Annotated in this window: 19 protein-coding genes; 9 read left to right on the top strand and 10 right to left on the bottom strand. The window is 67.9% G+C overall.

The features are described 5' to 3' along the window. Positions 1–2: 2 nt before the first annotated feature. From AC3WMR_RS09105 to AC3WMR_RS09095, 3 genes are all read right to left on the bottom strand, one after another. Entirely contained in the window at positions 3–2387 is a 2385-nt protein-coding gene (locus AC3WMR_RS09105) for an ATP-dependent DNA helicase (RefSeq protein WP_492266438.1), read from the bottom strand. Then, entirely contained in the window at positions 2384–4075 is a 1692-nt protein-coding gene (locus AC3WMR_RS09100) for a VRR-NUC domain-containing protein (protein WP_492266437.1), read from the bottom strand. The genes AC3WMR_RS09105 and AC3WMR_RS09100 overlap by 4 nt, the downstream gene beginning before the upstream one ends. A 90-nt stretch (positions 4076–4165) precedes the next feature. Next, positions 4166–4672, bottom strand: coding sequence for a P-loop nucleotide/nucleoside kinase family protein (locus tag AC3WMR_RS09095; RefSeq protein ID WP_492266436.1), 507 nt, complete (start codon positions 4670–4672; stop codon positions 4166–4168). 193 nt (positions 4673–4865) lie between these two features. On the opposite strand from AC3WMR_RS09095, the gene AC3WMR_RS09090 reads away from it, so the two are divergent. Continuing rightward, positions 4866–5381, top strand: coding sequence for a GNAT family N-acetyltransferase (locus tag AC3WMR_RS09090; protein ID WP_492266435.1), 516 nt, complete (start codon positions 4866–4868; stop codon positions 5379–5381). Between the two features lie 83 nt (positions 5382–5464). On the opposite strand, the gene AC3WMR_RS09085 is transcribed toward AC3WMR_RS09090, so the two are convergent. Genes AC3WMR_RS09085 through AC3WMR_RS09075 form a run of 3 tightly spaced genes read right to left on the bottom strand, consistent with a single transcriptional unit; the run spans position 5465 to position 9287 of the window. Next, the gene (locus AC3WMR_RS09085) at positions 5465–6784 is read right to left on the bottom strand and encodes a c-type cytochrome (RefSeq protein WP_492266434.1); all 1320 of its coding nucleotides are present in this window, start codon (positions 6782–6784) and stop codon (positions 5465–5467) included. Between the two features lie 10 nt (positions 6785–6794). Then, positions 6795–8570: a GMC family oxidoreductase gene (locus AC3WMR_RS09080; protein ID WP_492266433.1), complete on the bottom strand. Its 1776-nt coding sequence runs from the start codon at positions 8568–8570 to the stop codon at positions 6795–6797. A 3-nt stretch (positions 8571–8573) separates the two neighbouring features. Next, positions 8574–9287 carry a gluconate 2-dehydrogenase subunit 3 family protein gene (locus tag AC3WMR_RS09075; RefSeq protein WP_492266432.1) on the bottom strand — a complete coding sequence of 238 codons (714 nt, stop codon included), beginning with the start codon at positions 9285–9287 and terminating at the stop codon, positions 8574–8576. A 349-nt stretch (positions 9288–9636) separates the two neighbouring features. On the opposite strand from AC3WMR_RS09075, the gene AC3WMR_RS09070 reads away from it, so the two are divergent. Next, complete coding sequence (locus AC3WMR_RS09070; RefSeq protein WP_492266431.1) at positions 9637–10242, top strand: hypothetical protein; 606 nt, start codon at positions 9637–9639, stop codon at positions 10240–10242. A 64-nt stretch (positions 10243–10306) separates the two neighbouring features. Here AC3WMR_RS09070 and AC3WMR_RS09065 read toward each other — a convergent pair whose 3' ends face one another. The 3 genes from AC3WMR_RS09065 to AC3WMR_RS09055 are packed head-to-tail and all read right to left on the bottom strand — an operon-like array spanning position 10307 to position 14291. After that, positions 10307–11065, bottom strand: coding sequence for a GntR family transcriptional regulator (locus AC3WMR_RS09065; protein WP_492266430.1), 759 nt, complete (start codon positions 11063–11065; stop codon positions 10307–10309). Beyond that, positions 11062–12813, bottom strand: coding sequence for a glycerol-3-phosphate dehydrogenase/oxidase (locus AC3WMR_RS09060; RefSeq protein ID WP_492266429.1), 1752 nt, complete (start codon positions 12811–12813; stop codon positions 11062–11064). Before AC3WMR_RS09060 ends, AC3WMR_RS09065 begins: the two co-directional genes overlap by 4 nt. Further along, the gene (locus AC3WMR_RS09055) at positions 12810–14291 is read right to left on the bottom strand and encodes an FGGY family carbohydrate kinase (RefSeq protein WP_492266428.1); all 1482 of its coding nucleotides are present in this window, start codon (positions 14289–14291) and stop codon (positions 12810–12812) included. Before AC3WMR_RS09055 ends, AC3WMR_RS09060 begins: the two co-directional genes overlap by 4 nt. Positions 14292–14475: 184 nt before the next feature. Between AC3WMR_RS09055 and AC3WMR_RS09050 the strand changes: the two genes are divergently transcribed. The 6 genes from AC3WMR_RS09050 (at position 14476) to AC3WMR_RS09025 (ending at position 22169) form a co-directional block, all read left to right on the top strand. After that, complete coding sequence (locus AC3WMR_RS09050; protein ID WP_025140691.1) at positions 14476–15510, top strand: substrate-binding domain-containing protein; 1035 nt, start codon at positions 14476–14478, stop codon at positions 15508–15510. Continuing rightward, positions 15507–17030 (top strand): sugar ABC transporter ATP-binding protein, encoded by a 1524-nt coding sequence (locus tag AC3WMR_RS09045; RefSeq protein WP_492266427.1) that lies wholly within the window; start codon positions 15507–15509, stop codon positions 17028–17030. Before AC3WMR_RS09050 ends, AC3WMR_RS09045 begins: the two co-directional genes overlap by 4 nt. Beyond that, on the top strand, positions 17027–18058 hold the full coding sequence (locus tag AC3WMR_RS09040; RefSeq protein WP_492266426.1) for an ABC transporter permease: 1032 nt from the start codon (positions 17027–17029) through the stop codon (positions 18056–18058). Before AC3WMR_RS09045 ends, AC3WMR_RS09040 begins: the two co-directional genes overlap by 4 nt. Next, positions 18055–19035: an aldo/keto reductase gene (locus AC3WMR_RS09035; RefSeq protein ID WP_492266425.1), complete on the top strand. Its 981-nt coding sequence runs from the start codon at positions 18055–18057 to the stop codon at positions 19033–19035. The genes AC3WMR_RS09040 and AC3WMR_RS09035 overlap by 4 nt, the downstream gene beginning before the upstream one ends. Positions 19036–19063: 28 nt before the next feature. Continuing rightward, positions 19064–19912: a class I fructose-bisphosphate aldolase gene (locus tag AC3WMR_RS09030; RefSeq protein ID WP_492266424.1), complete on the top strand. Its 849-nt coding sequence runs from the start codon at positions 19064–19066 to the stop codon at positions 19910–19912. Positions 19913–20063: 151 nt separating this feature from the next. Beyond that, on the top strand, positions 20064–22169 hold the full coding sequence (locus tag AC3WMR_RS09025) for a DNA/RNA non-specific endonuclease (protein WP_492266423.1): 2106 nt from the start codon (positions 20064–20066) through the stop codon (positions 22167–22169). An 85-nt stretch (positions 22170–22254) separates the two neighbouring features. Here the strand turns inward: AC3WMR_RS09025 and AC3WMR_RS09020 are convergent, their stop codons facing one another. Continuing rightward, positions 22255–23733, bottom strand: coding sequence for an MFS transporter (locus tag AC3WMR_RS09020; protein ID WP_492266422.1), 1479 nt, complete (start codon positions 23731–23733; stop codon positions 22255–22257). 163 nt (positions 23734–23896) lie between these two features. Here AC3WMR_RS09020 and AC3WMR_RS09015 point away from each other — a divergent pair, with 163 nt between their 5' ends. Further along, a complete protein-coding gene (locus AC3WMR_RS09015) occupies positions 23897–24787 on the top strand; it encodes a LysR family transcriptional regulator (RefSeq protein WP_492266421.1) in 891 nt (296 codons plus the stop codon). Positions 24788–24790 lie beyond the last annotated feature (3 nt).

Here is a 24790-nt window from a genome sequence, read left to right as displayed (position 1 = left end):
CCCTAGTCCACCCGCCACCAGCTGGGCAGCAGATTGCGCACCTTGGCCCGCCGATAACGGTCATCGATCAGGTGCACCGTGCCCACGTCCTGCTCGGTGCGAATCACCCGGCCGGCCGCCTGCACCACCTTTTGCATGCCGGGGTACAGATAGGTGTAGTCGTAGCCTTGCGCCTCGCCATAGCGCAAGTCCATGGCGCGCTTGATGTTTTCGTTCACCGCGTTCACCTGCGGCAGCCCCAGCGTGGCGATGAAGGCGCCGATCAGGCGCTTGCCTGGCAGGTCCACCCCTTCGGAAAACGCGCCCCCCAGCACCGCAAACCCCACGCCCTGCCCGCTTTCGGTAAAGCGCGCCAGGAACGCCGCGCGGTCGGATTCCCCCATGCCGGGCGTCTGCAGCCAGATCGGCACCTGCGGATGACGCTGGCGCATCAGGTCAGAGACCTGCCGCAGGTAATCGAAGCTGCTCAGGAACCCCAGGTAGTTGCCCGGCCGACGCGCGTATTCGGCCGCGATCAGGTCGACGATGGGCGCCAGCGAGCGTTCGCGGTCGCGATAGCGGGTGGACACGTTGCCCACCACTTTCACCGCCAGTTGCTCGGCCTGGAAGGGTGCGGCCACGTCGATCCAGGCGGCATCCGCCGGCAGCCCCAAGGTATCGCGATAGAACTGCTGCGGGCTCAAGGTGCCAGAAAACAGCACCGTGGCATGCGCCGCCGCATGGCGGGCCGCCAGATACGGCGCGGGTATCACGTTGCGCACGCACAGGGTCGACGGCGGCGTCTTGGCGCCCTGCCCCCGCCCATCGGCGCGTGTCACATCGAACAAGGCGTGCGACCCGAACTGCTCGGCCAGCCGCATGAAATGCAGCGCCTCGAAATAGAACGCCAGCACCGGATCATCCTGCGCCAGCGGCGATTCCCCCAGGTACTCGGTAATGGCCGCCACGGCCTTCTGCACGGCCGCCAACACCCCGGCCGGCGCGGCCTCGTAGGCCTGGTAGGCGTCGGCCTGCTTCTTGTTCAGCGCCGTCCACGACCGCTGCAGGCCGTCCAGCGCTTTCTTCAGCGGCTTGGGCGCGGCCTGGCGCGCGGCAGCCAGGGTCAGTTGGTCGAGTTCACTGGTATACATGCGACGGGCGCGTTCGACCAGGTTGTGCGCCTCGTCCACCAGCACCGCGACCTTCCATTGGTTGGCCTGCGTCAAGCCATGCAGCATGGCGGTGGAATCGTAGTAGTAGTTGTAGTCGCCCACGACCACATCGCTCCAGCGGATGAGTTCCTGCGACAGGTAGTAGGGGCAAAGTTGATGCGCGCGGGCCACGGCGCGCACGGTAGGCGCATCCAGGCGCCCTTGAAGCCGATGCCCGGTCTGCCCTGCAACCAGGCCGTTGCCTGGGCTTGAGCTTGCATCGAGACGTGGGGGTGAGCGCTGGCCGGCGTCTTCACGTCGGTCACCGCCTTGAATCACCGCCAGCGCCGCCTCGCGCGCCGCCGGCAGGCGGTCGTAGAACCCTTGCGCCAACGGGCAGGAATCGCCATGGCAGGCCTTGTCGGGATGCTCGCAGGCCTTGTCGCGCGCCACCAGGTCCAGCACCCGCAGCCCGGGCGCTGCCGGCTGCGCGTTCAAGGTATCCAGGGCTTCAAGCGCCAAGCCCCGCCCCGACCCCTTGGCTGCCAGGAAAAACACCTTGTCCAGCCCAGTGCCCGGGCTGGCCTTAAGCAACGGAAACAACGTGCCCAGCGTCTTGCCGATGCCGGTAGGCGCCTGCGCCATCAGGCAGCGGCCGTCGCGTGCGGTGCGATACACGGACACCGCCAGTTCGCGTTGCCCGCTACGGAATTCGCCATGCGGAAACGCCAGCTTTTCCAGCGCCGCATCGCGCGCCTGGCGATGCGCCAGTTCGGTGCGCGACCACGCCAGGAAACGGCTGCATTGTTCCTGGAAAAACGCCGCCAGCCAAGCCGCGTCGCGGCTTTCGGCCAGCACGGTTTCTTCTTCGGTGGCCACGTTGAAATACACCAGGGCCACCTGCACCTGTGCCAGGCCGCGCGCCTGGCACAGCAGGTGCGCATAGACCCGCGCCTGCGCCCAATGCGCGGCGCGGTGGTTCTCGCGCACGCTGTCGAGCCTGCCGCGATAGGTCTTGATTTCTTCCAGGCGGTTGGCCACGGGGTCGTAGCCGTCGGCGCGGCCCCGCACCATCAGTGTTTCGTACTGGCCGGACAGCGCGACCTCGGTTTCGTAGGCCGGCCCGCGCCTGCCGGTGACCACGGCATGGCCGGCCATGCCTTCCAGCCCGCTGGGCGCCGGCGTGAAGCGCAGGTCAAGGTCGCCCTCGCGGGCGGTGAATTCACACAGCGCGCGCACCGCCACCGCATAGCTCATGCCGCGGCCTCGCGCCAAGTGACATGGCACACGCGCACCGGGATGCCGTGCGCCGCGCAGTACGCCAGCCAGCGAATCTGGTTGTCCTGCAGCTTGTCGCCCGGCCCCTTGATTTCGATGAGTTCATAGCCAGGCGCATCGGGGCAGAAGCGAATCAGGTCGGGCAGGCCCGAGCGGTTGGCCTTGACGTCGCGCAGCAGGCGTTCGAAGAACAATTTCAAGTGGGTGGCCGGCAGGGAATCCAGCGCCTGGTCCAGCAGGGCATCGGACAAGGCGCCCCAGAATACGAACGGCGACTGCACGCCCTGCTTGTCGGCGTAGCGCTGGCGGATAGTGGCGCGGTACTGGCCGGTATCCAGTTGCGCCAGGCATTCGGCGAACAGCGCCTGGCGCCGCGCGTGGAAATCCGGCGCGTCCAGGTCGGCCGGGCCACGCTGGAACGGGTGAAAGAACGCCCCGGGCAATGGCGCGAACACCGCCGGCCAGCACAACAGGCCGAACAAGGAATTGATCAGCGCATTTTCCACGTAATGCACGGGCGCATCATCGCGATGCAGGTGGTCGCGTGCCGCAAATTCCACGGACGCGGGCGGTTGGGGCCGGTTCAGCTCAAGGTCGACGCGCGTGACCGGCGCCGCCGCCGCGCGGCGCGGCGCGCCGTGGCCCAGCTTGCGACGCAGGCGCGGCAGCATGCGCGCCAGCCGCTGGGTTTCTTCTTCGCTTTCGGGCTGGGCCTGGGCCTGCAAGGCCAGCGCCAGCGCATCGTCGAAGCGTTCCATGCGTTCGTGCACGCGAATGCGGCGATGCCGCGCGCCGGGATAGGCGCACTGGGCATAGACCCGCTGGGCCGCGGGCCAGTCCTGCGCGCGCTCGCACGCCTGGCCGATGCGCAGCAGCACCTTGGCGCGGCGCTTTTCCAGCCAGGCATTGGCGCTGGCGCAATCGGCCACCGCCTGCAGCAGGGCGTCCAGGTCCAACAGCTCGTACGGCACGTCGTCCAGCGCGCGGCGGCAGGCGTGCAGTGCCAGGTAGCGGTCGACGTCGTCGCGCGACTGGAAGGCCCGCGAGGCCGCATCGAGCGGCACCGCTTCGTACTGGAACACGCCCAGGTCGGCCAGCACGAATTCGGACCAATCCTGATGCAGGTTGCCAAAGAACATCAGGCGGAAGCGTTCGCACAGGTCCGCCACCCCGACGCGCCAGGCGGGGTCGGCAGCGACGGGTTCGGATCGGATGTCGCCCCCGCAAGGACGCCCTGCCGCCATCCACCCCACATAGGACTGAGCCTGGGGCTGAGTTACCCGCAGCGTTTCCAGCAACTCGCCCTTACGTCCGCATTTGGACGCCACGCCCGCAAAGATCCGGTCCAGTTCCGGCCGCGTATGCAGCCCGAACAGCTCGTCCAGCGTCATGGGCACATCGGCATCCAGCCAGCCCAGCGCCAGCAACGGCGCCGCGGCGTCCGCCGTATCCGGGATTTCTTCGTAGACCAGGCGGCTGGCCCGAAACCAGGGCCCGCGCCGCATCAGCATGCGTACAAGCAACGCCTGCGATGCCTGCGGCAACGCCGCGAAATCCGCCATGAAGCGGCGTTCGCGGTCGTCCAGCAGGTCGGCATAGCGTTCGCCGACCCAGGCCAGGGCGCGCTGGAAATTGTGCAGGTAGTAGTAGCGGTGCGGGGCAAGCATCGGCGGGGCCGGATGACTGGTTATTTATCCAGTAATCATAGCAGGCCGGGCTGCCCCCGTGTGCCGCCGTTCCGGCCCTGTGACGCGGATTTATCCATGCCGCACGATCTCGAATCCCTCGTCATCCTGCGGCGCCACGAAATACGCAGTGATGGCGTCGTACTGCGCCTCGCTGGTAGTGAAAGGATGCGTGCCCGACGCGTTGCGCGCCCGCAGCCGCGCCTTGCAGACCTCGTCCGGCAGATCCAGGAAATGCAGCTGCTGCGGGCAGCCGGCGGCCGTGGCGACCTCGCGCAGCCATTCACGGCTGCGGCGGGTGTTCGCGGGAAAGTCCAGCACCACCGACAGCCCGGCTTGCACCAGCGCGGCCACGTGGCTGCCCATGGCATTGCGCAGCCGGCCGGCACAGCGGCCATAGTCGGCCACGTCCAAGATCTCGCCCGGGTACAGCGCCGCCAGCCAAGCGTCTTCGCTGATCAGCAGTGTGCGCGGCTGCGACGCCAGTTGTGCGGCCAGGGTGGATTTGCCGGCGCCGATCTTGCCGCACAGGAAATGCAACGTCGGCGTGGGAGTATCGCGGGAAAGCGTGGATTGCATGGCTTGCCTTCAGGAAAGAAACCAACCGGCGGGCCAACAAAAAACCCGCCAGTGGCGGGTTGATGTAGCGATGATCCGACGCGCGCTAACCCACCATTGGCCCAATGGTGGTAATAATCGAAGCGAACGAAAGCTGCGGGCGGTTCATGCGAAGATGATGCGCGCGCCCACCGACGCTGTCAACAAGGATCCCATGCCCTCTCCCACCGTGACCCTGCGACAAGCCACTGCCCGCGACGCCGATGCCATCGCGCAAATGCACGCGGCCAGTTGGGCCGTCACCTATCGCGGCCTGCTGCCCGATGGCTTTCTCGACACGAACCTGGCCAGCGAACGCATGGTGCATTGGCAAGACAAGATGCAGGACGCCAATGCCGACGCGCAGGCCGTGTTCATCGCCGAACAGGACGGCCAACCCATCGGATTTGTCTGCGTGAAACAGGAACATGACAGCCCGGATGGCGTGCTGCTGGACAACCTGCACGTGCTGCCCGCCTACCAGGGCACGGGCGCGGGCAAGCGCATGGTGGCCCAGGCCGAAGCCTGGGCCCGCGCCCGCGGCGCCTCGCACCTGTACCTGTACGCGCTGGAAGGCAACACCCGCGCCATCGATTTCTATGAACGCCAGGGCTGGCAATATGCCGGCACGGAAACCGACCAGATCGGCGGCATCACCGCGCAGGCGCGACGCTACGAGCGGCCGCTGTAAGACTGCGGTAGCCCCCAAAGAAAACGGCGCCGCGCCGCCCGAAGGCAACGCGGCGCCGTTGGCCGCATGCAAAACGCGTGAAGCTAGCGCTTGGGCTGCGGCGCCGCGCCCACGTCCTTGCGCACCTTGGCCACGTCGGACGCGCTGACCTTGGCGCCCTGGTTGCCCCAGCTGGACCGCACGAAGGTCACCACGTCGGCGACTTCCTTGTCGGTCATGCGCCAGTCAAAGCCCGGCATGGCGTAGGCCGTGGGGGCCGCCGTCGTGCCCGGCATCTGCGCGCCCTTGAGCACGATGTGGATCAGCGAAGTCGGGTCCGCCGAATTCACGGTCGAGCTCAGCGCCAGCTGCGGGAACGTTTCCGTGTAGCCCTTGCCGGTGCTGCGGTGGCATGCCGCGCAGTTGTTCAGGAACGCCATGGCGCCGTCGCCCTTGTCCGTGCCGGTGCGCAGCGCCTGCGACACCGTCTCGTTGTAGGCCAGCGGCTTGGTCGCGTCCTTGTTGACCGGCGGCAAGCTCTTCAGATATACCGCGATGGCGTTCAGGTCGGCATCGGTCAGGTGCTGCGTGCTGTCCTGCACCACCTGCGCCATGCCGCCGAACGCCGCGGAATGGCCGTTGCGGCCGGACTTCAGGAAGGCAGCAATGTCTTCCTTGCTCCAGCTGCCCAGGCCGTCGGTCATGTCGCCGCGCAGGTTCTTGGCCAGCCAGCCGTCGACCACGCCGCCCGACAGGAAGGCCGAACCGTCCGCGTCGCTCAACGCCTTTTCCTGCAAGGCCACGCCGCGCGGCGTGTGGCAGGTGCTGCAATGGCCCAGGCCTTCGACCAGGTACTGGCCGCGCAGCAGCGCCTGCTTGTCCGCATCGGCCACCGCGGCGGCGTTGGCGGTGGGCGCCGTCACGACGTCCGGGGCGAACATCCAGCGCCACACGCCCAGCGGCCAGCGCATCGACAGCGGCCAGGTGATGTCGGTGTCCTTGTTGGCCTGCTTGACCGGCTCGACGCCGTGCATGAAGTAGGCGTACAGGGCCTTGACGTCATCCGGCGTCACCTTGGCGTAGGCGGTATACGGCATGGCCGGATACAGCGAATGCCCGTCCTTGGCCACGCCGTGGCGCACGGCCCGGTCGAAGTCCTCGTAGGTGTAGTTGCCGATACCCGTGTCTTTGTCGGGCGTGATGTTGGTGGAATAGATGGTGCCCAGCGGCGATTCGATGCCCAGGCCGCCGGCGAACGGCTTGCCGTTCGTGGCGGTGTGGCAGGCGATGCAGTCGCCGGCGCGCGACAGGTATTCGCCCTGCTTGATCAGTTGCGCATCCGCGGCGGCCGGGGTGCCGTCGGCCGCCCAGGCGGCGCCGCACACCAGCATAGAGAGCGCCGCAACAATGGTTTTCTTCATCATTGTGGGCTCCTTAGGCCTGGACCAGCGGGCCGGGGTTCTTCAGGTACTGGTCGCGAATCGCTTGCGCGGCCCAGTACGCCAAGGCGCCGACCAGCCCGGTCGGGTTGTAGCCCATGTTCTGCGGGAAGGCGCAGGCGCCCATCACGAACACGTTCGACACGTCCCAGCTTTGCAGGTACTTGTTGACCACGCTTTCCTTGGGGTTGGACCCCATGATGGCGCCGCCGGTGTTGTGCGTGCTCTGGTACACCCGGGTGTCGTAGCGCGCGCCCTTCTTGCGCACGGCGACGAAGTGCTTTTCGGGTTTCATGGCCTTGGCCACTTCGTCCATGCGGCCGCCCATGTAGCCAAGCATGTCGAATTCGTTGTCGTGCCAATCGAACGTCATGCGCAGCAAGGGCTGGCCGAAGCTGTCCTTGTAGGTCGGGTCCAGCGACAGGTAGGCGTCGCGGTACGACATGACCGAACCGGAAATGCCGATGGTCATGAAGCGCTGGTAGGCGTCCTGCACGCCGGCCTTCCAGGCCGTGCCCCAGCTGGGCGTACCCGGCATGGTGGGCGTGGTCTTGATGGGACGGCCGCCGTAGCGCACGTGGCGGATGCTGGCGCCGCCCACGAAGCCCAGCGGGCCGTGGTCGAATTGGTCGCCGTTCAGGTCGTCCATGCCCACGCCGCCCGCGCCCGTGCCCACGAAGGGGTTGAGCTGGGTGCCCTTGGGCAACAGCACGTTGACCGCGCCGTTCATCTGGTAGGCGTAGTTCTTGCCCACCACGCCTTCGTTGGTCTTGGGATCGTAGGGCTTGCCGATGCCCGACAGCAGCAACAGGCGCACGTTGTGCATCTGGTAGGCCGACAGGATCACCAGGTCGGCGGGCTGCTCGATCTCGCGGCCCTCGGCGTCGATGTAGGTCACGCCGACGGCCTTCTTGCCGGTCGAATCCAGGTTGACCTTGATGACGTGCGACTGGGTGCGCAGTTCGAAATTGGGCTTCTTGAGCAGCACCGGCAGGATCGTGGTCTGCGGCGAGGCCTTCGAATACATATAGCAGCCGTAGTTTTCGCAGAAGCCGCAGAAATTACAGGGGCCCAGGCGCACGCCGTACGGGTTGGTGTACGGGCCGGACGCATTGGCGGCCGGTGCGGGGTACGGGTGAAAGCCCACTTCGCGCGCGGCCTTCTCGAACAGCTGGGCGCCGTAGGTGTTGGCCAGCGGCGGCAGCGGGAATTCCTTGCTGCGCTTGCCTTCCAGCGGGTTGCCGCCTTCGACGATCTTGCCGTTCAGGTTGCCGGCCTTGCCCGACGTGCCGCAGACGTACTCGAACTTGCTGAAGTACGGTTCCAGTTCGTCGTAGGTGACGCCGAAGTCCTGGATGGTCATGCCTTCGGGAATGAACTTCTTGCCGTAGCGCGTTTCGTAGCGCGTGCGCAGTTCAAGCTCTTCGGGCAGCGTGCGGTAGTGCATGCCGTTCCAGTGGAAACCCGCGCCGCCCACGCCCGTGCCCAACAGGAACGAGCCGTTCTGGCGATACGGCACGGCCACGTCATCCACGCCATGGCGGATCGTGACGGTTTCCTTGGACAGGTCCTGGAACAGCTTGCCGCGCACGGAATACGCCAGTTCGTCCAGCACTTTGGGGTATTCCGCGTCCTTGGGCGTGTCCTGCATGACGCCGCGTTCCAGCGCCAGCACGTGCAGGCCGGCCTCGGTCAGTTCCTGGCCCAGAATGGCGCCGGTCCAGCCAAACCCGACCAGCACGGCATCGACTTTTTCTTTCTTGATTGCCATGGCTTACCCCTTTTCCCCGGAAATCGATACAGGCCCATAGGGGTACTTGACGTTGGGCTGGTCGACCCAGTCCATGAAATCGCCGCGCGCGCCAGGGAAACCCACCATCTTCCAACCCACCATGTTCTTGTTGCCGCCATACATCGGGTCGGCGAAGAAACCTTCCTTGGTGTTGGACAACAGGAAGCTGAAGAACGTCTTGGCGGGCACGCTGTCCAGTTCGATCTTGCCGCCTTGCAGGTCTTTCAGGATCTGCTCTTGCAGGGGCTTGTCGAGTTCGGCGTAGACCTTGCCGTGGGTCTTCTTGCACCAGGCATCACAGGCCTCGATACCGTGGCGATAGACCTCGCGCGGATTCTGGTTCAGCTGGTAGCCCAGTTCGGGCGCCACGTCGGGATGGAACGGGCCCTGCATGTACCAGAGCTTGCCGTGGCCGAACGGCGTTTCCATCTGGCGGTCGATGAATTCCGGCACACCAGCTTCGATCGCGCCCGGACCGTACTGGTCAGCGGGGATCAGGTGATCGACCGCGGCGACGATGAAGTTCCATTCGGGCTTGGTGAAGTAGGTAGGCTCGTAAGCCTTGGCCGCGCTGGCCGCGCCGCCCTCCGACGCGTTGGTACAGGCGGTGGTCAGCGTGCCGACCGCGAGTGTGGACGCTGGCACGATCGCCAACGCCTGCAGAAACCGCCTGCGCGGCTTTGCGTCTTCTGTCATAGACATCTCCGTGAGAATTCCAAGTTGTCCTAGCGCGCTACCGAACATGAACCCTGGAAACACGAACTGCCGAGCTAGAAACAACACGCTTTTCGTTACAGAAAAACTGCTTTCCCTTGAAAAGGGACGCAAGGGAAAGCGGTCCCCATTATGCGCTTTTTGCCGCATCTGATCCGCTCGCCTGACCGGATCAGTTCGTATTTCTTGACTTGGGATTCAGTTTTGCATTAAGGACACTGTAAGAAGACGGTGTTCACGCGACGGCTCTGTATAGTGCAGAGGCCCCTTTTGTTCGGTCGCCAGACAGACGTACGTACTGCCAATAAAAGTTACTCACGGACACCAATCGATGACAGAGAAAAACAAAACCTGGCGCAGCTCGACCACCACGACCCGCTGGAGCACCACGAAAGGCCTGTCCGACGAACAACGCGCCAGTATCGAATCGCTGCTCGACGGCCAGCTGGGCGGCCCTGGCGTGCGCGTCAGCGAGCAATGGAACTACGCCAGCAGCGGCGACGATGGCCCGTTCAAGGTGGAAATCAAGGATGGCGCGGTCACGGTGAACGGCCAGCGCTACAACAGCCTGGAAGAGGTGCCGCGCGCCGAGCGCGAGCGCATCGAGGCGCTGCGCGGCGGCCTGGCCGATGGCGGACTGTGGAGCATGCTGAAGGACGCCGGCATCGACATCGGCGGCCTGGCGGGCGCACCGGACAAGCGTGATCCGGACAAGCCCGAATTCATCATCGAAACGGATATCCCCGACGTGCGCAGCGCGGCGCCTGCCGAGCGTGGCGCGCCGCAGGCGCAAGCGTTTCCGGCAAGCGCGTCGTCGCCCGACGCGCCGGCGCCAGGCGCGGTGCCGCGCAGCGGCGGCGGCCTGCTGCGCATCGTGCTGGTGGCGGTGGCCGTGGGCCTGGCCTGGTGGGTGCTGCGGCTGATGAACGTGGTGTGACCATGGCACCGCGCCCGCCGCGGCGCCGGCGCCCTCCCGTCAAAGAAGGGCTCGGCGGAACCGGTCAGGTGGTCGTCTGCACGTGCAACCGGCTGGTCTGGCAGCGGTGCAGCGCGCGGTAGTGTTCCAGCGGCCGGCCATTGGCGCCGTACGCAATCGACTCGATGCGCAGCAGCGGCTCGGGCTCGGTCATGCCCAGCAGCGCGCAGGTGTCGGCGTCGGGCAGCACCGCGTCGATCCAGCGCTCGGCGCGCACGATGCGCAGGCCGTACTGGCGACGCAGCACGTCATACAGTGAACGATTTTCCAGCCGGGTGCGGTTCAGCCCCGGCGCCAGATCCGCGGGCACCGCGGTTTCCACCAGCAGCTGCAATTCGCCGTCCACGCTGCGCAGGCGTTTCAGCGCAACCACCTGCGCGTCGTCGGCCAGGCCCAGCGACGTGGCCTCGCGCGCGGTGGGCGCACGCAGTTCTTGCAATAGCACCCGGGTGCGCACCGTGCGGCCCTTGCGCTCCATTTCATCCGAGAAGCCCAGCACCGTCGAGACGAAATCCTCGTCGCGTTCGCGCGCCGACACAAAGGCGCCCTGCCCGCGGATCTTGTAGATCAGGCCATTGCGCACCAGGTCGGCCAGGGCTTCGCGCACCACGATGCGCGAAATGCCGTATTGCTCGCCGAACTCGGCTTCGGTCGGCAGTTTGGCGCCGACGGCCAGTTCGCCTTGCAGGATCTTGCCGCGCACCACATCGCGGAACTGCGCCCACAACGGGGCGCCCGCGCTGCGGTCCAGTACGGTGTCTTCGGTCGGGGTCGGGCTGCTCATATCGTGACGGAACTGGAAATCGAAACAGGAAACAAAACAAAGTGCCGATCGCGCAAGGTGGCGATGCAGGCCTGCAATTCGGCGTCGCGGCGCGCGGGGCTCCAGCCCAGCTCGGCCGCGGCAATGCCGGCCAGCTCGGCCGCCAGCGCCCCGGTCATGCGGCCGCGGATGGCCAGCAGCGTGCGGCGGATGACCAGGTCGGCCAGGTGCTGCACGGCGGTATCGCGGCACAGGAAACGCACTTCCGGGGCCGAGTATTCCGGCGCATGCCGCAGCGGCGCATCGCCCTCGTGCGCAAAACCCCGCGCCAGCGCCTGCGCCCCAGAACCATACCGGCTGACCAGTTCGGCCACGCGCGTCCGGCCCAGGCCGCTGGCCGCCTGGATGGCATCGAGCAGACGGTCCAGCCCCGGGGCATCGGCCGGCATGCCGGCGCCGCCACCGATGGCCAACTGTTCGGTGGAATGCGCGCGGGCGCGGCCCAATTGCGCCAGCACCGCGTCGGCCGCCAACTGCGCCAATGAGCGGAAGGTGGTCCATTTACCACCCACCAGGCAGATCAGCGGCACGTCGCGCGAAGCGTTCGGCGGGTCGATCACCACCGCATGGTCGCGCGAGATCTGGCCCGGCTTGTCGGCATCCGAATGGGCCAAAGGCCTGACGCCGACGTAAGTGTAGACCACGTCGCCGCGGCCGAAATCCAGCCGCGGGAACACCTCGCGCAGCACGTCCAGCAGGTAGTCGATCTCGGCCGGATCGGTGGCCGCCTGGTCCGGATCATCCACCGGAATGTCAGTCGACCCGACCAACACCCGGTCCAGGAAGGGATAGACGATGCAGACCCGGCCGTCGGACGCCTCGAAGTACGCCATGCGGCCGCGCAAGGCCTCGCGCAGCGCCGGGTGATCCAGGATCAGGTGCGAGCCCTTGGTGCCCATCACGCGCGAACCCTGGCCTTGCAGTGCGTTCGCAGAGCGGTCCAGCCACGCACCGGTGGCGTTGACCACGGTGTCGGCCGTGACCTGCACCGATTCGCCGGTAAGGGCATCGCGCAACGTCACGGCGCGCCCTTGGCAGGCCGTGACGCTGCAGTAGTTGGACGCGACGGACGCGGGCTGGTCGCGGTGACCGTCGCGGATCAGTTCCAGCACCAGCCACTCCGGGTGGCGGATCCAGGCGTCGTAGTAGGTGGCCGTCCAGCGCACGGCCGTGCCGAACAAGGCGCCATCGGCCTCGGGCACGCGCGCGATGCGGTGTTCCGGCATGACGCGCTGGCGCCGGCCCAGGCGGTCGTACAGGCGCAACCCCAGCCCCACCACGCACAGCCCGCGCGCGCCTGGCGAGGCGCGCAGGCCCGCAAAGCGCAGCACGCTGCCCACCAGACCGCCGAAGCGGCTGGACAGCGGCACCACGGTTTCCAGCGGCCGCACCAGGTGGGCGGCGTTGCGCAAGAGCAGGTTGCGTTCGCGCGTGGCCTCGGCCACCAGAGAAAACGCGCCGCTTTCCAGGTAGCGCAGGCCGCCGTGGATCATGCGTGACGGCGCGCTGCTGGCGCCCGCGGCGATGTCGCCCTTGTCCACGATCAGGCAGTCCACGCCTTGCAGACACAGGTCGCGAAAGACGCCCGCGCCGTTGACCCCGGCGCCGACGATCACGGTGGAAAAGTGGCGGCCGGCGAGCTGCGCGGGACGCAAGTATGGGGTGTCGGCGGCGGGCGTACCGGCTGCGGGCGTACCGGCGGCGCTCATCGCGCGGCTCCCGTCACCTGCCCGAACGCCGGCGCCATGCTGTCCACCAGCGCATGGAATTGCGCGTAGAAATCGGCATGCGCCGACTGCTGGCCGGGGTCCGGCTCGACCCGTTCGCACGGCGCCGGCAGGCAATCATCGGCGCCCTGCGACAGCGCCGCATACCCCGCCGCGCCGCGGGCACCGGTTTCATCATCGCCGCAGCGTTCCACCGCGTGGCCCAGCAGGCCGGCCAGCAGTTGCGCCATGCGGCGATCGCGAGCACCGCCACCCAACGCAGCCACCCTGCCCGCCACGCCCAGCCCCTGTGCCGCCAGGCGCTTCAAGTGCCAGGCATGCCAGGCCGCGACGCCATCCACCACGGCCCGCGCCATATGGGCGCGACTATGGTGGCCTTGCAAGCCCACGAACCCGGCGCTGGCGCCCGGCGGCCAGTTGCCGCCATTGATGAACGGCAGAAAGCGCAGGCCCTCGGCCCCCAGGGGTACCGACATCGCGCTGTCGACCACCGCGGCCGCATCGGGAAATTGCAGCGCCCGCGCCGCCCAGGCCAGGTTGGCCATCGACGAAGGACTGTTCTCAAGATACAGCCGGCGGTCGGGGGCGCCGAAACGCACGATGGCGCCGACCTGCGGCTTGGGTTCGCGCGCGGGCGCCACCACGGCATTGACGCACCAGGTGCCCAGCACCGCCACCGCGTGGCCCACGCGCTCGGCGCCCACGGCCCGCAACGATGCCAGCAGATCGATCGCGCCCATCGCCACCGGCACGCCCGCCGGCAGGCCGAACGCCGCCGCGGCCGACGCCGACACCTGCCCGACCACCGATCCGGCCACGAGAAGAGGCGCCGCCTGCCCATGCAGGTCGGCCACCCCGGCGGCTTCGAACGCCATTGCCGACCAGGCGCCGGTATTCAGATTCAACAGGCCCGCCGTGCTGGCGTCGCTGGCATCGGTGGCGACCTGGCCGGTCAGCAGGAACGCCAGGTAGTCCTTGGCGAACAGCAGGTGCCGCACGCGGCCGCGCAGCGCCGGATCGGCCTGGAAACGCTCGGCGGCGATCAGCGACGACTGCCCCGACCACGGTCGGCAACCCACCTCGTCATACAACGCATCGCCCAGCCGCTGCCCCAGCGCGCGGGCGCGGGCCGCGGCGCGCTGGTCGGTCGACGCCACGGCGCTGGCGCCCAGCAAGCGGCCACCGTCGTCCAGCAGATACAGGCCCGCACCGTGGCCCGTGCAACTGAGCGCGCGCAGATCGCGCAGGCGTTCGCCCAACTGCCGCGCCACGCCTTGCAAGGCATGCGCCAGCGCGGACGCGATGGCGTCGGCCGCCAACTCGCACCCACCCTGCGGCAGTTGCCGATACGGCAGCGCCCCGCCCGCGGCCGCCAGGGTGGCCCCGCTCCCGGCTTCGAAGGCAACCGCCTTCAAGCCCGTGGAGCCCATGTCTATCCCGAGGTAGATGTCTGTTCTCATGTCATAACATTGTCTACGGAAATTTTCGGCAGGATAGCAGTGTTTCCCCTAGTAATCTAAAAAATTCGGCTGCCCTATAGTGCTGTCGATGTCATAACAACGAATCGATCAAATCAGGTCGATCGGCAGGTTCCCCGGGCCAGACGGCCGATGGTTGCATCCATGCAATAAAAGGAGCGGAGACATGAGACGAGATTTCCTGAAGACTGTGGCGGCGGCGGGCGCGGGCCTGGCCAGCGCCAATGCCTTTGCGCAGGCCGCGCCGCAAGCCCCCGGGCTGCGCGGCAACGCCAATGACGTCTACGTGATGAACGTGATGGTGTCGGGCGTGGAGTACTGGTTCCCGGTGTACGAAATGATGAAGCAGCTGGGCCAGTCGCTGGGCGTGCGCACCCGCTATTCGGGCACGCCCGAGTACGACGTCAACAAGCAGCTGGCCTCGTTCGAGCAGGAACTGGCGCGCAAGCCCGCCGGCATCCTGCTGCACCCGATGAACCCGGACCCCTTCATCGAGCCCATCAACCGCGCGGCCGCGATGGGCATTCCGGTGGTGACCTTCGCCGCCGATTCGCCCAACTCCAAGCGGGTGTCCTTCGTCACGTCGGACAACGACCGCGAAGGCGCGCAGGCCGCCGACGCCATCGCCGCCGCGTTGGGCGGCAAGGGCGAATACGCGGTGCTGGAAAACCCCGGCCAGGACAACCACGACCGCCGCATCGCGGCCTTCATCAACCGCATGAAGACCAAGCACCCCGGCATGAAACTGGTGGGCCGCGCGGCCAGCAACCAGGATCCGAACAAGGCCTACCAGGCCACGCTGAGCCTGGCGCAAGCCAATCCCGGCCTGGGCGCCCTGTTCATGCCCGAGGCCAACTCCGCGCTGGGCGCCGCGCAAGCCAGCATCGAGACCAAGAAGAACATCAAGGTGCTGTGCTGCGACGTCAACGCCAAGATCCTGGACATGATCAAGTCCGGCGAGGTCTACGGTTCGGTCAACCCCAACCAGGGCGTGCAGGGCTACATGGGCATGATGCTGCTGTTCCTGGCGCGCAATCAGCAACTGATCGACCCCATGAACGACGCCAAGCGCAACGGCAGCAACCCCATGGCCGTGCCGTTCCTGGACAACGGCCTGTCCATCGTCAGCAAGGCCAATGCCGACGACTTCTATTGGGACAAGTACCTGGCGCGCCGCGGCACCAAGGGCATCAACGAATGACGCCCGCCACGCCCCTGCTGGAACTGCAGGGCATCAGCAAGCGCTTCGGCGCGGCGCAGGCGCTGGCCGGCGTGCGCTTCTCGCTGCAGCGGGGCGAAATCCATGCCCTGTGCGGCGAGAACGGCGCCGGCAAGTCCACGCTGATGAAAATCATCGACGGCATCCATGCGCCCGACGCCGGCGCCATCCTGCTTGAAGGCCGGCAGGTGGTCATCGACGGGCCGGCTCATGCCATGCGGCTGGGCATCGGCCTGGTGCACCAGGAAATCGCGCTGTGCGGCGATGCCACCGTGGCCGAAAACCTGTTCATGCCGCACATCAATACGCAGCCCGGCGCCTGGATGGACTACGCCGACTTGAACCGCCGCGCCACGCAGGTGCTGCGCCGCCTGGGCCAGGACATCGACCCGGCGCTGCGGGTGGATCAACTGGGCATCTCGCGCCAGCAACTGGTCGAGATCGCCCGCGCGCTGACGCTGGACTGCAAGGTGCTGATCCTGGACGAACCCACCGCGGCGCTGACCGAAGTGGAATCGGCCGCGCTGTTCCGCGTGCTGCACGGACTGAAGGCGCAGGGCATCGGCATCATCTACATCAGCCATCGCATGGCCGAGATCTTCGAACACTGCGACCGCGTCACCGTGCTGCGCGATGGCCGCGAGGTGCATTGCGCCGCCATTGCCGACATGACGCCGGACGCCCTGGTGCGCAGCATGGTCGGACGCGACCTGGGCAACTATTACCCGCCCGGGCAGGCCGATACCGCCCAGCCGCCCGAGACCCTGCTGGACGTGCAGGACATCGACGACGGCGCGCGCGTGCATGGCATTTCGTTCCGCCTGCGGCGCGGCGAGATCCTGGGCATTTCCGGGCTGATGGGCGCCGGCCGCAGCGAGCTGGCCGAAACCGTCTGCGGCCTGCGACGCGCGCGCCAGGGCACGGTCAGCCTGCGCGGCAAGCCCCTGCGGCTGCGGCGTTACGCCGATGCGCTGCGCCATGGCATCGCCTACCTCAGCGAAGACCGCAAGGCCGCCGGCCTGTTCCTGGACATGCCGATCGAACAGAACGTGTCGTCCATGGCGCTGGCCCGCATCAGCAGCCGCTTCGGCCTGTTGCGGCGCACGGCAGAACGCCAGTTGGCCGCCGACCTGGGCTTGCGGCTCAAGCTCAAGGCGGCCAGCGTGGGCCAGGATGCGGCCTGCCTGTCGGGCGGCAACCAGCAGAAGGTGGCCATCGCCAAGCTGCTGGCCACCCGCCCCGCGGTGCTGCTGATGGATGAACCCACGCGCGGCGTCGACGTGGGCGCCAAGTCTGAAATCCACCACCTGCTGCGCGAACTGGCCGACCAGGGTGTGGGCGTGGTGGTGATTTCTTCGGAACTGCCCGAAATCATCGGCCTGTGCGACCGCGCGCTGGTGATCCGCAACGGCAGGCTGGCCGGCGAGCTGGCCCGCGCCGACATGACAGAAGAAAAGCTGCTCAGGCTGGCCTCGGGCCTGGGCGCACAGGAGACGGCATGATGACCGACCTACCCTCCCCGCAATCCGCCAGCGCCGCGCTGACGCCCCCCGCCCGGGCCGCCGACGCGCCGCCGCGCCTGCGCCACCGGCTGGCCAGCCTGCGCGAAGCCGGCCTGCTGCTGATCATTGCCGCGCTGTGCATCGTGATGAGTTTCGCCTCGCCCCACTTCCTGACCTGGGAAAACGTGCGCGCGATGCTGCTGTCGTTTTCCATCGAGGGCATCGTGGTGGTCGGCATGACCTTCCTGGTCATCGTCGGCGGCATCGACCTCTCGGTGGGGTCGGTGGTGTGCCTGGCGATGGTGGTGACCGGCAAGTTGTTCCTGATGGGGCTGGACCCCTGGACGGCGGGCCTGGCCGCCATTGCCGCCAGCGCCGCGGTGGGCGCCATGATCGGCGGCTGCGTCACGCGCATCGGTCTGTCCCACTTCATTGCGTCACTGGCTTTCATGGTAATCGTGCGCGGCCTGTGCCTGGCCATCACCCAGGGCACGCCGCAATCGCTGTTTTCCTTGCCGGCGCAGTTCAAGTTCATCGGCCAGGGCACGATTGCCGGCATCCCCGCCGTGATCCTGATCTTCGGCGCCATCGTCGCCATCAGCGACTTCGCCCTGCGCCGCTCGGCCCTGCTGCGCAAGGTGTTCTACACCGGCAGCAACGAAAAGGCCGCGCTGTATGCCGGCATCCGCACCGGCCGCGTGAAATTCTGGGTCACCGTGCTGTGCTCGGCGCTGGCGGGCCTGGCCGGCGTGGTCTACACCGCGCGCTTCGGCGCCGCCACGCCCACGTTCGGCGTCGGCATGGAACTGAACGTCATCGCCGCCGTCGTCATCGGCGGGGCCAGCCTGAAAGGCGGCTCGGGCACCGTGCTGGGCGCCGTGCTGGGCCTGGCGCTGCTGTCGGTGGTGACCAGCTCGCTGATCCTGCTGGACGTATCGCCGTACTGGCAGGACGTGGTCAAAGGCCTGATTCTGCTCGGCGCCGTCACCGTCGACCATCTCATGAACGTCAAGAAAGGACACCGATGAACACGATCACGCTGGGCACCTCCGGCATCCGCTGCCAGACCGTGGGCCTGGGCACCTGGGCCATGGGCGGCTGGATGTGGGGCGGCAACGACGATGCCGCCGCCATCGACGCCATTCGCGCTTCGCTCGATGCCGGCGTGCAGTTGATCGACACCGCCCCCGCCTATGGCCTGGGCCACGCCGAAAACCTGGTCGGGCGGGCCCTGGAAGGTCGCCGTCAGCAGGCCGTGATCGCCACCAAGTGCGGCCTGGTCTGGCACACCCGCCAGGGCCGCCACTTCTTTGACGAAGACGGCCAGGCCGTGCACCGCCACCTGGGGCGCGCGTCGATCTTTCATGAAATCGAGCAAAGCCTGGCGCGGCTGCGCACCGACTATATCGATCTGTACATCACCCACTGGCAGGACGACACCACGCCGGTGGCCGAAACCATGGATGCCCTGCTCGACCTGAAGCGCCAGGGCAAGATCCGCGGCATCGGCGTCAGCAACGTCGAAGCCGCTACCTTGGCCGAGTACCTGCGCCACGGCCCCGTGGATGCCATACAGGAACGCTACAGCCTGATCGACCGCGACATCGAATCCACCCTGATGCCGCTGTGCCGCGAGCATAGCGTCGGCATCCTGGGCTATTCGTCGCTGGCGCTGGGCTTGCTGGCTGGCCCCATCGACCCGGCGCGCCAGTTCGGCGGCGACGACCAGCGCGCCGGGAACCCGCGCTTTTCCACGGGCAACCGCGTTCGCCTGCAAGCCTTTTTCCAGGATCTGGAGCCGCTGCGGCAACAGTTGGACTGCACGCTGTCGCAACTGATGATCGCCTGGACCACCCGGCCCGGCGGCGTCACCGTGGCGCTCTGCGGCGCCCGCGACGCCCGACAGGCGACTCAGAACGCCCGGGCCGCCGCGCTGCGCCTTGACCCCACCCACATCGCCGCCATCGACGCGGCCGCCCAGCGCCACTTGCAAGCGCTGGACTGATCCCGCTGGACTGACCCCCGGAGCCCTCATGCCGTCTCTCAAACAAGCCCGCCTGAACCGCCTGCTGAACGCCGGCCGCTGCCTGGACATCGCCGTGGACCATGGCGTCTGCAACGAGCCCAGCTTCCTGTCCGGGCTGCAAGACATGCCCGCCGTCATGGCCCAGCTGCTGGCCGCCGGCCCCGACGCCATCCAGCTGAACTACGGCCAGGCCGACCTGCTGCAACAGCAGCCCGGCCGCGACAAGCCCGCCCTGGTGATGCGCCTGGACATGGGCAACCCCTACAACGCCACCATCCACCGCGTCATGTGGGCGGTGCTGCAGAACGAGCAAGACCCCGTGCTGCCCGCCGTGCAGATGGATGCGGCCTGCGTCGTGGTCAACCTGTTCATGCTGCCCGGCGAACCCGACCTGTTTCGCCAATGCGTGGCCAACATCGCCCGCGTGCGCGCCGACTGCGACCGCTACGGCATGCCCCTGATGATCGAACCGCTGGTCATGGCGCCGCACACCGAGCGCGGCGGCTACATGGTCGATGGCGACGCCGAAAAGATCGTGACGCTGGTGCGGCTGGCGCGCGAAATGGGCGCCGACATCGTCAAGGCCGACCCCACCACGCACACGCAGGACTTTCACCGCGTGGTGCAGGCCGCCCGCTGCCCGGTGCTGGTGCGCGGCGGCGGCCGCGAAGACCTGCGCCAGGTCTTTGGCCGGTCGCGTGAACTGCTGGACCAGGGCGCCGTGGGGCTGGTGTACGGCCGAAACGTGTACCAGCATGCCGATCCGTCGGCGGTAGTGCGGGCGCTGATGGCGATGATTCACGACAACGCGGATGCCAGGCAGGCCTGGGATATTTACGAGACCGGTAGCCGATAAGGGGTGGCCGAGCCGCCGGCAAGGCGGTTCTTGCCCCAGGTCTCGTCCGCCCGGCCTCCGCCTTTTCGGCAATGTTCCTGTCATCGATCGCACGCTACGCTCGACGCTACCCAGGCGAAGCCCCGCTTCGCCGCCCTGGCGGAGGCCCCCCATGAAGCTGCCGGTCGAACTGCTTGCTCAAGCCGAAGCGGCGTATCCCATCGGCGCCGACGATGTCACCGCGCTGCGCCAGCGCAATGCGGCCGCGTCGGCCCGCGACCTGGACGGCGCGGTGCATTTCGAGCGGCGCCGCGCCATGCTGTCGGCCACCGCCCGCGAAAGCGCCGACCTGGCCTTTGAACGCTACGTCGGCACCAACGACCTGCTGCCCAGCAATTACCTGCTGTCCGGCTACCTGCATGCGCGTTCGGTCGGGCGGGTCCGCTACCTGGACAAGACCACGCGCAGGGCCGCCTACGCCACCGGCTTCATGGTCACGCCCGAACTGATGCTGACCAACCATCACGTCTTTCCGGTCGCCACGGTCGCCGAATTCGCGGCCTTTGCCGACGACGCGGCGATCGAATTTGGGTACGAATACGACGTGCTGGGCCGGCGCCAGGAACCCGTGGCCCATGCCCTGGCTCCGGAGACCTTCCTGCACACCTACGCCGCGCTGGACCTGGCGCTGGTGGCGGTCAAGCCGCGGGATGTGAGCGGCCAGCGGCGTCTGTCGGACCAGGGTTACCTGGTGCTGGACGGCACGCTGGGCAAGGCCGGCGCCGGCGACTACGCCACCATCGTGCAGCATCCCGACGGCCGCGAAAAGCAAGTGGCGCTGCGCAACAACGAAATCGTCGACAACAGCCTGCCCGATGCGCTGATCTACCAGAGCGACACCGCGCCGGGCAGCAGCGGCGCGGCCGTCTTCAACAACGAATGGCAGGTCATTGCCCTGCACAGCGCCGGCGTGGCCAGGAAAGACGCCGCGGGCAACTACCTGGACCGCGACGGCCAGCCCATTCCCGTCGAAAACGGCCGCGTCGATGAATCCCGCGTGGTGTGGATCAGCAATCGCGGCTTTCGTGTCAGCGCCATCGTCGGCTACCTGCTGTCGCCGGCCAGCGGCGTCGACCGGCATCCCTTGATCCAGACCCTGCGCAGCCCTGCCTACACCAACGCCCGGCCCTTCACCGCCGCATCGTTGCCGGTGCTGCCCGCGCAGGAACTGGGGCTTGCTGCGGCGGCCCCTGCCGCGGCCCCGAATCCCGCCCCCGCCGCCGTTGATATCCGTATCGTCGTCAGCGCCGGCCAGCCGGTCTCGGTGCAGACGCTGGCCGACCCGGCCACAGCCCTGCCGCAAGCCTTCGAGACCAAGCGCGAAGACGAACAGGACTATTCGGCCTGCCTGGGCTACGACGACCAGTTCATGGGCCTGCGCCTTGCCCTGCCCGCCCCCAGCGCCGCCTTGCGCAAGAAGCTGGCGATGCAGGGCAACGCCCCCAACGACTACGTGCTGAAGTACCACCACTTCAGCACGATCCAGCACGCCGTGCGGCGCGTGCCGGTGCTCAGCGCCCTCAACGTCAACGGCAAGCAGCGCTATGCCGAGCTGGACAACAGCACCCGCAAGGACCGCTGGTTGCGCGACAACCGCATCGACTACGCCGCCCAGCTGGACGACGCCTGGTATGCCAAGAGCGGCTTTGACCGCGGCCACCTGTCGCGCCGCGAAGACGCCGAGTGGGGGCCGACCAGGGAGGCTGCCAAGACCGCCGCGGACATGACCTGCTCGTATGCCAATGCCGTGCCGCAGGTGCCGGCCTTCAATCGCGCCGTCATGGGCTACCACGGCCAATGGGGCCGGCTGGAACAACTGCTGCTGGAACAGGGCGTGGAAGGCGAAGCCGGCAAAAGCGCGCGCATCTGCGTCTACAGCGGCCCGCTGTTCCTGAACAGCGACCCCGTCTACAGCTCGGTGCAGGTGGCGCTGAGCAACTTCAAGGTGGTCGCCTGGTTCGACGCGGACGGCGCGCTGCGAGCCACGGGTTTTCGCCTGTCGCAGGAAAAGCTGGTCGACGGCATCGACTTCGAAGTGCTGCATTTCGACAAGCTGTTCAAGCTGCAGCAAAAGCCCATCAGCTGGATCGAAAGCGCCACCGGCCTGGTGTTTCCGCAAGCACTGCGCGATGCCGATACCTTTGACGGCGCCTCCGATGGCGTCGACGACGCCGCCATCGAACGGCTGGTAGCGCGGCCCAGGCGCACGCGCCGATAGCGCCGGGGTCTGGCCGATCCCGTCCGACCGGGCCAGCTTCGGCCAGGTTCGGCGATGGCGCCGGCGCTATCCGGTACAGCCCGGCTCAACCGCGCCGCTGACGCCCGCCGATTCCCCAGGCGCAGGCCGCCAGCGCCGCGGCCACCCCAAACGCCACGCCCATTCCCCGCGCCACCGCCCCAGGCGCCGCCGCGGTCAGATCCACCGCCCCCGCCGCCAGGGCAAACACCGCCCCCATGGCCGACGCGCCCGTGACCAGCCCCAGGTTGCGCGACAGGCTCAGCATGCCCGACACCAGCCCGCGCTGGCGCGGGTCCACATCGGCCATGACGCCGGTATTGTTGGCCGCCTGGAACACCGCATAGCCGATCGTCAGCACCACGATCGGTCCCAGATACCCGGCCACGCCCAGCCTGGCGGGCAACGCCGCCAGCAAGGCCGCGCCTAAGACCATGGCGGCCAGGCCCAGCCGCGCAATCCGCGCGGCGCCAAGGCGATCCACCAGGCGCCCTGCCGGCACGCCGCACACCGCGCTGATCAGCGGCCCCACCGACATCACCAGGCCGGCCTCGGCCGCGCCCAGCCCCAGCGCCTGGGTCAGGTAGAACGGGCCGACCACCAGCGTCGCCATCATCACCGTCGACACCAGCGCGTTCATGGCCAGCCCCTCCCCCAAGCCGCGTTCACGCAGCATGGCCAGGCGCACCAGCGGGGCCGGCACCCGGGTCTGGACCCGCAGGAACAGCCATGCGCCCGCCACTGCAGCCAGCAGTAGTGCAATATTCAAGGCGCCGAATTGGCCGCGTCCCAGCGTCATCGCCAGCGCATAGACCGCCAGCGTGACCCCCAGCAACATCGTGCCGGCCACATCGAAGCCCGCGCCCGACGTCCTGGGGCGATCCGCCGGCAGAAAGCGCGCCACCAGGAGGATGCCCAGCAGGCCCAGCGGCAGGTTTGCCAGGAAAAGGAACCGCCAGCCCAGCGCCGCGATCAGCACGCCGCCCAGCGTCGGCCCCAGCGCGGTGCCCACCGCCGACATGGTGCCCAGCAGCCCCATCGCGCTGCCCATCCGGTGCTGGGGCAGGATGTCGCCCACGAAGGCCATCGACAGCGCCATCATCACCGCCGCACCCGCACCTTGCACGGCCCGCGCCGCGATCAGCAGCCCCAACGTGGGCGCCAGGCCGCATAGCGCCGATCCCAAGGTGAACACCGCGATACCCGACAGCAACAGGCGCTTGCGCCCCCATTGGTCCCCCAGACGGCCGGCGCCGACCACGCAGACCGTGATCGCCACCAGGTAGGCCAGCACGATCCACTGCACTTGCGGGAACGGCGCGGAGAAGGCCTGCGCCAATGCGGGCAAACCCACGTTGGCGCTGCTGGTGCCCAGGGACGCCAGCAGCAAGGAGAGCGCCAGGCTGGCCAAGGCCCAGGCGGTGTGCGGGGCGGCGGCGGCGGTCAGGCTCGGGTTCGGGTTCGGGTTCGGGTTCGGGTTCGGGTTCGGGTTCGGGTTCGGGTTCGGGTTCGGGTTCGGGTTCGGGTTCGACAAAGTTTGCGACATGGTTTTCTGCGAAGACGGGCATCGAAAAAGGCCGCCCTCCGTACGCCGGGCAGACCGTGACCCCCAGCTTATGGCCGTCCGAACCCTGGCGGAAGGCGCAGCATTTGCACTTTATACGTGCACCAAACGCCATCTTTCGCGCCTGCCGTGATAACGTCGCGCCATGCCCCACCCCGACCTCAACCTGCTGCTGACGCTGGACGTGCTGCTGGCCGAAGGCAACGTGGCGCGCGCCGCGCGCCGCCTGCATCTGAGCCCCTCGGCCATGAGCCGGGCGCTGGCACGCCTGCGCGACACCACGGGCGACCCCCTGCTGGTGCGGGCCGGCCGCGGCCTGGTGCCCACGCCGCGCGCCATGGAACTGCGCGAGCAGGTGGCCCGCCTGGTGCAGCAAGCCCACGCCGTGCTGCGCCCCGCCGAATTGCTGGACCCGTCCCGGCTGGCGCGCACGTTCACGCTGCGCACCAGCGACGGCTTCGTGGAGAATTTCGGCGCCGCCCTCATCGCGTTGGCGGGCCGCGAGGCGCCCGGCGTCACGCTGCGCTTTGTCGCCAAGTCCGACAAGAACAGCGCGCCGCTGCGCGATGGCACCGTGGATCTGGAAACCGGCGTGGTCGGCGCCGCCAGCAGCCCCGAAATCCGCACGCGCGCGCTGTTCCGCGATAAGTTCATCGGCGCCGTGCGCGCCGATCACCCGCTGGCCAGAGGCAAGATCACGCCAGCCCGCTACGCCGCCGGCCAGCACGTGCTGGTATCGCGGCGCGGGCTGGACAAGGGCCCCATCGACGAGGCCCTGGCGTCACTGGGCCTGACCCGCCAGATCGCCACCATCGTGGCCGGTTTTTCCGACGCGCTGACGCTAGCCCGCGGCACCGATCTCATCGCCAGCGTGCCCGAACGCCACACCGGCAACCTGCGCGCCGGCATGCGCAGCTTCGCGCTGCCCGTCGACACGCCGGACATCACCGTGTCCATGCTGTGGCATCCGCGCATGGACGCCGATCCCGGGCACCGCTGGCTGAGGGAGTGCGTGCGGCAGGTCTGCGCGCAATAGTCC

It is taken from the genome of Achromobacter sp. FW305-C-28, from assembly GCF_058783235.1.
The sequence above is the reverse complement of the archived record's forward strand: the minus strand, read 5'-3'. Positions and strand labels throughout refer to the sequence as shown.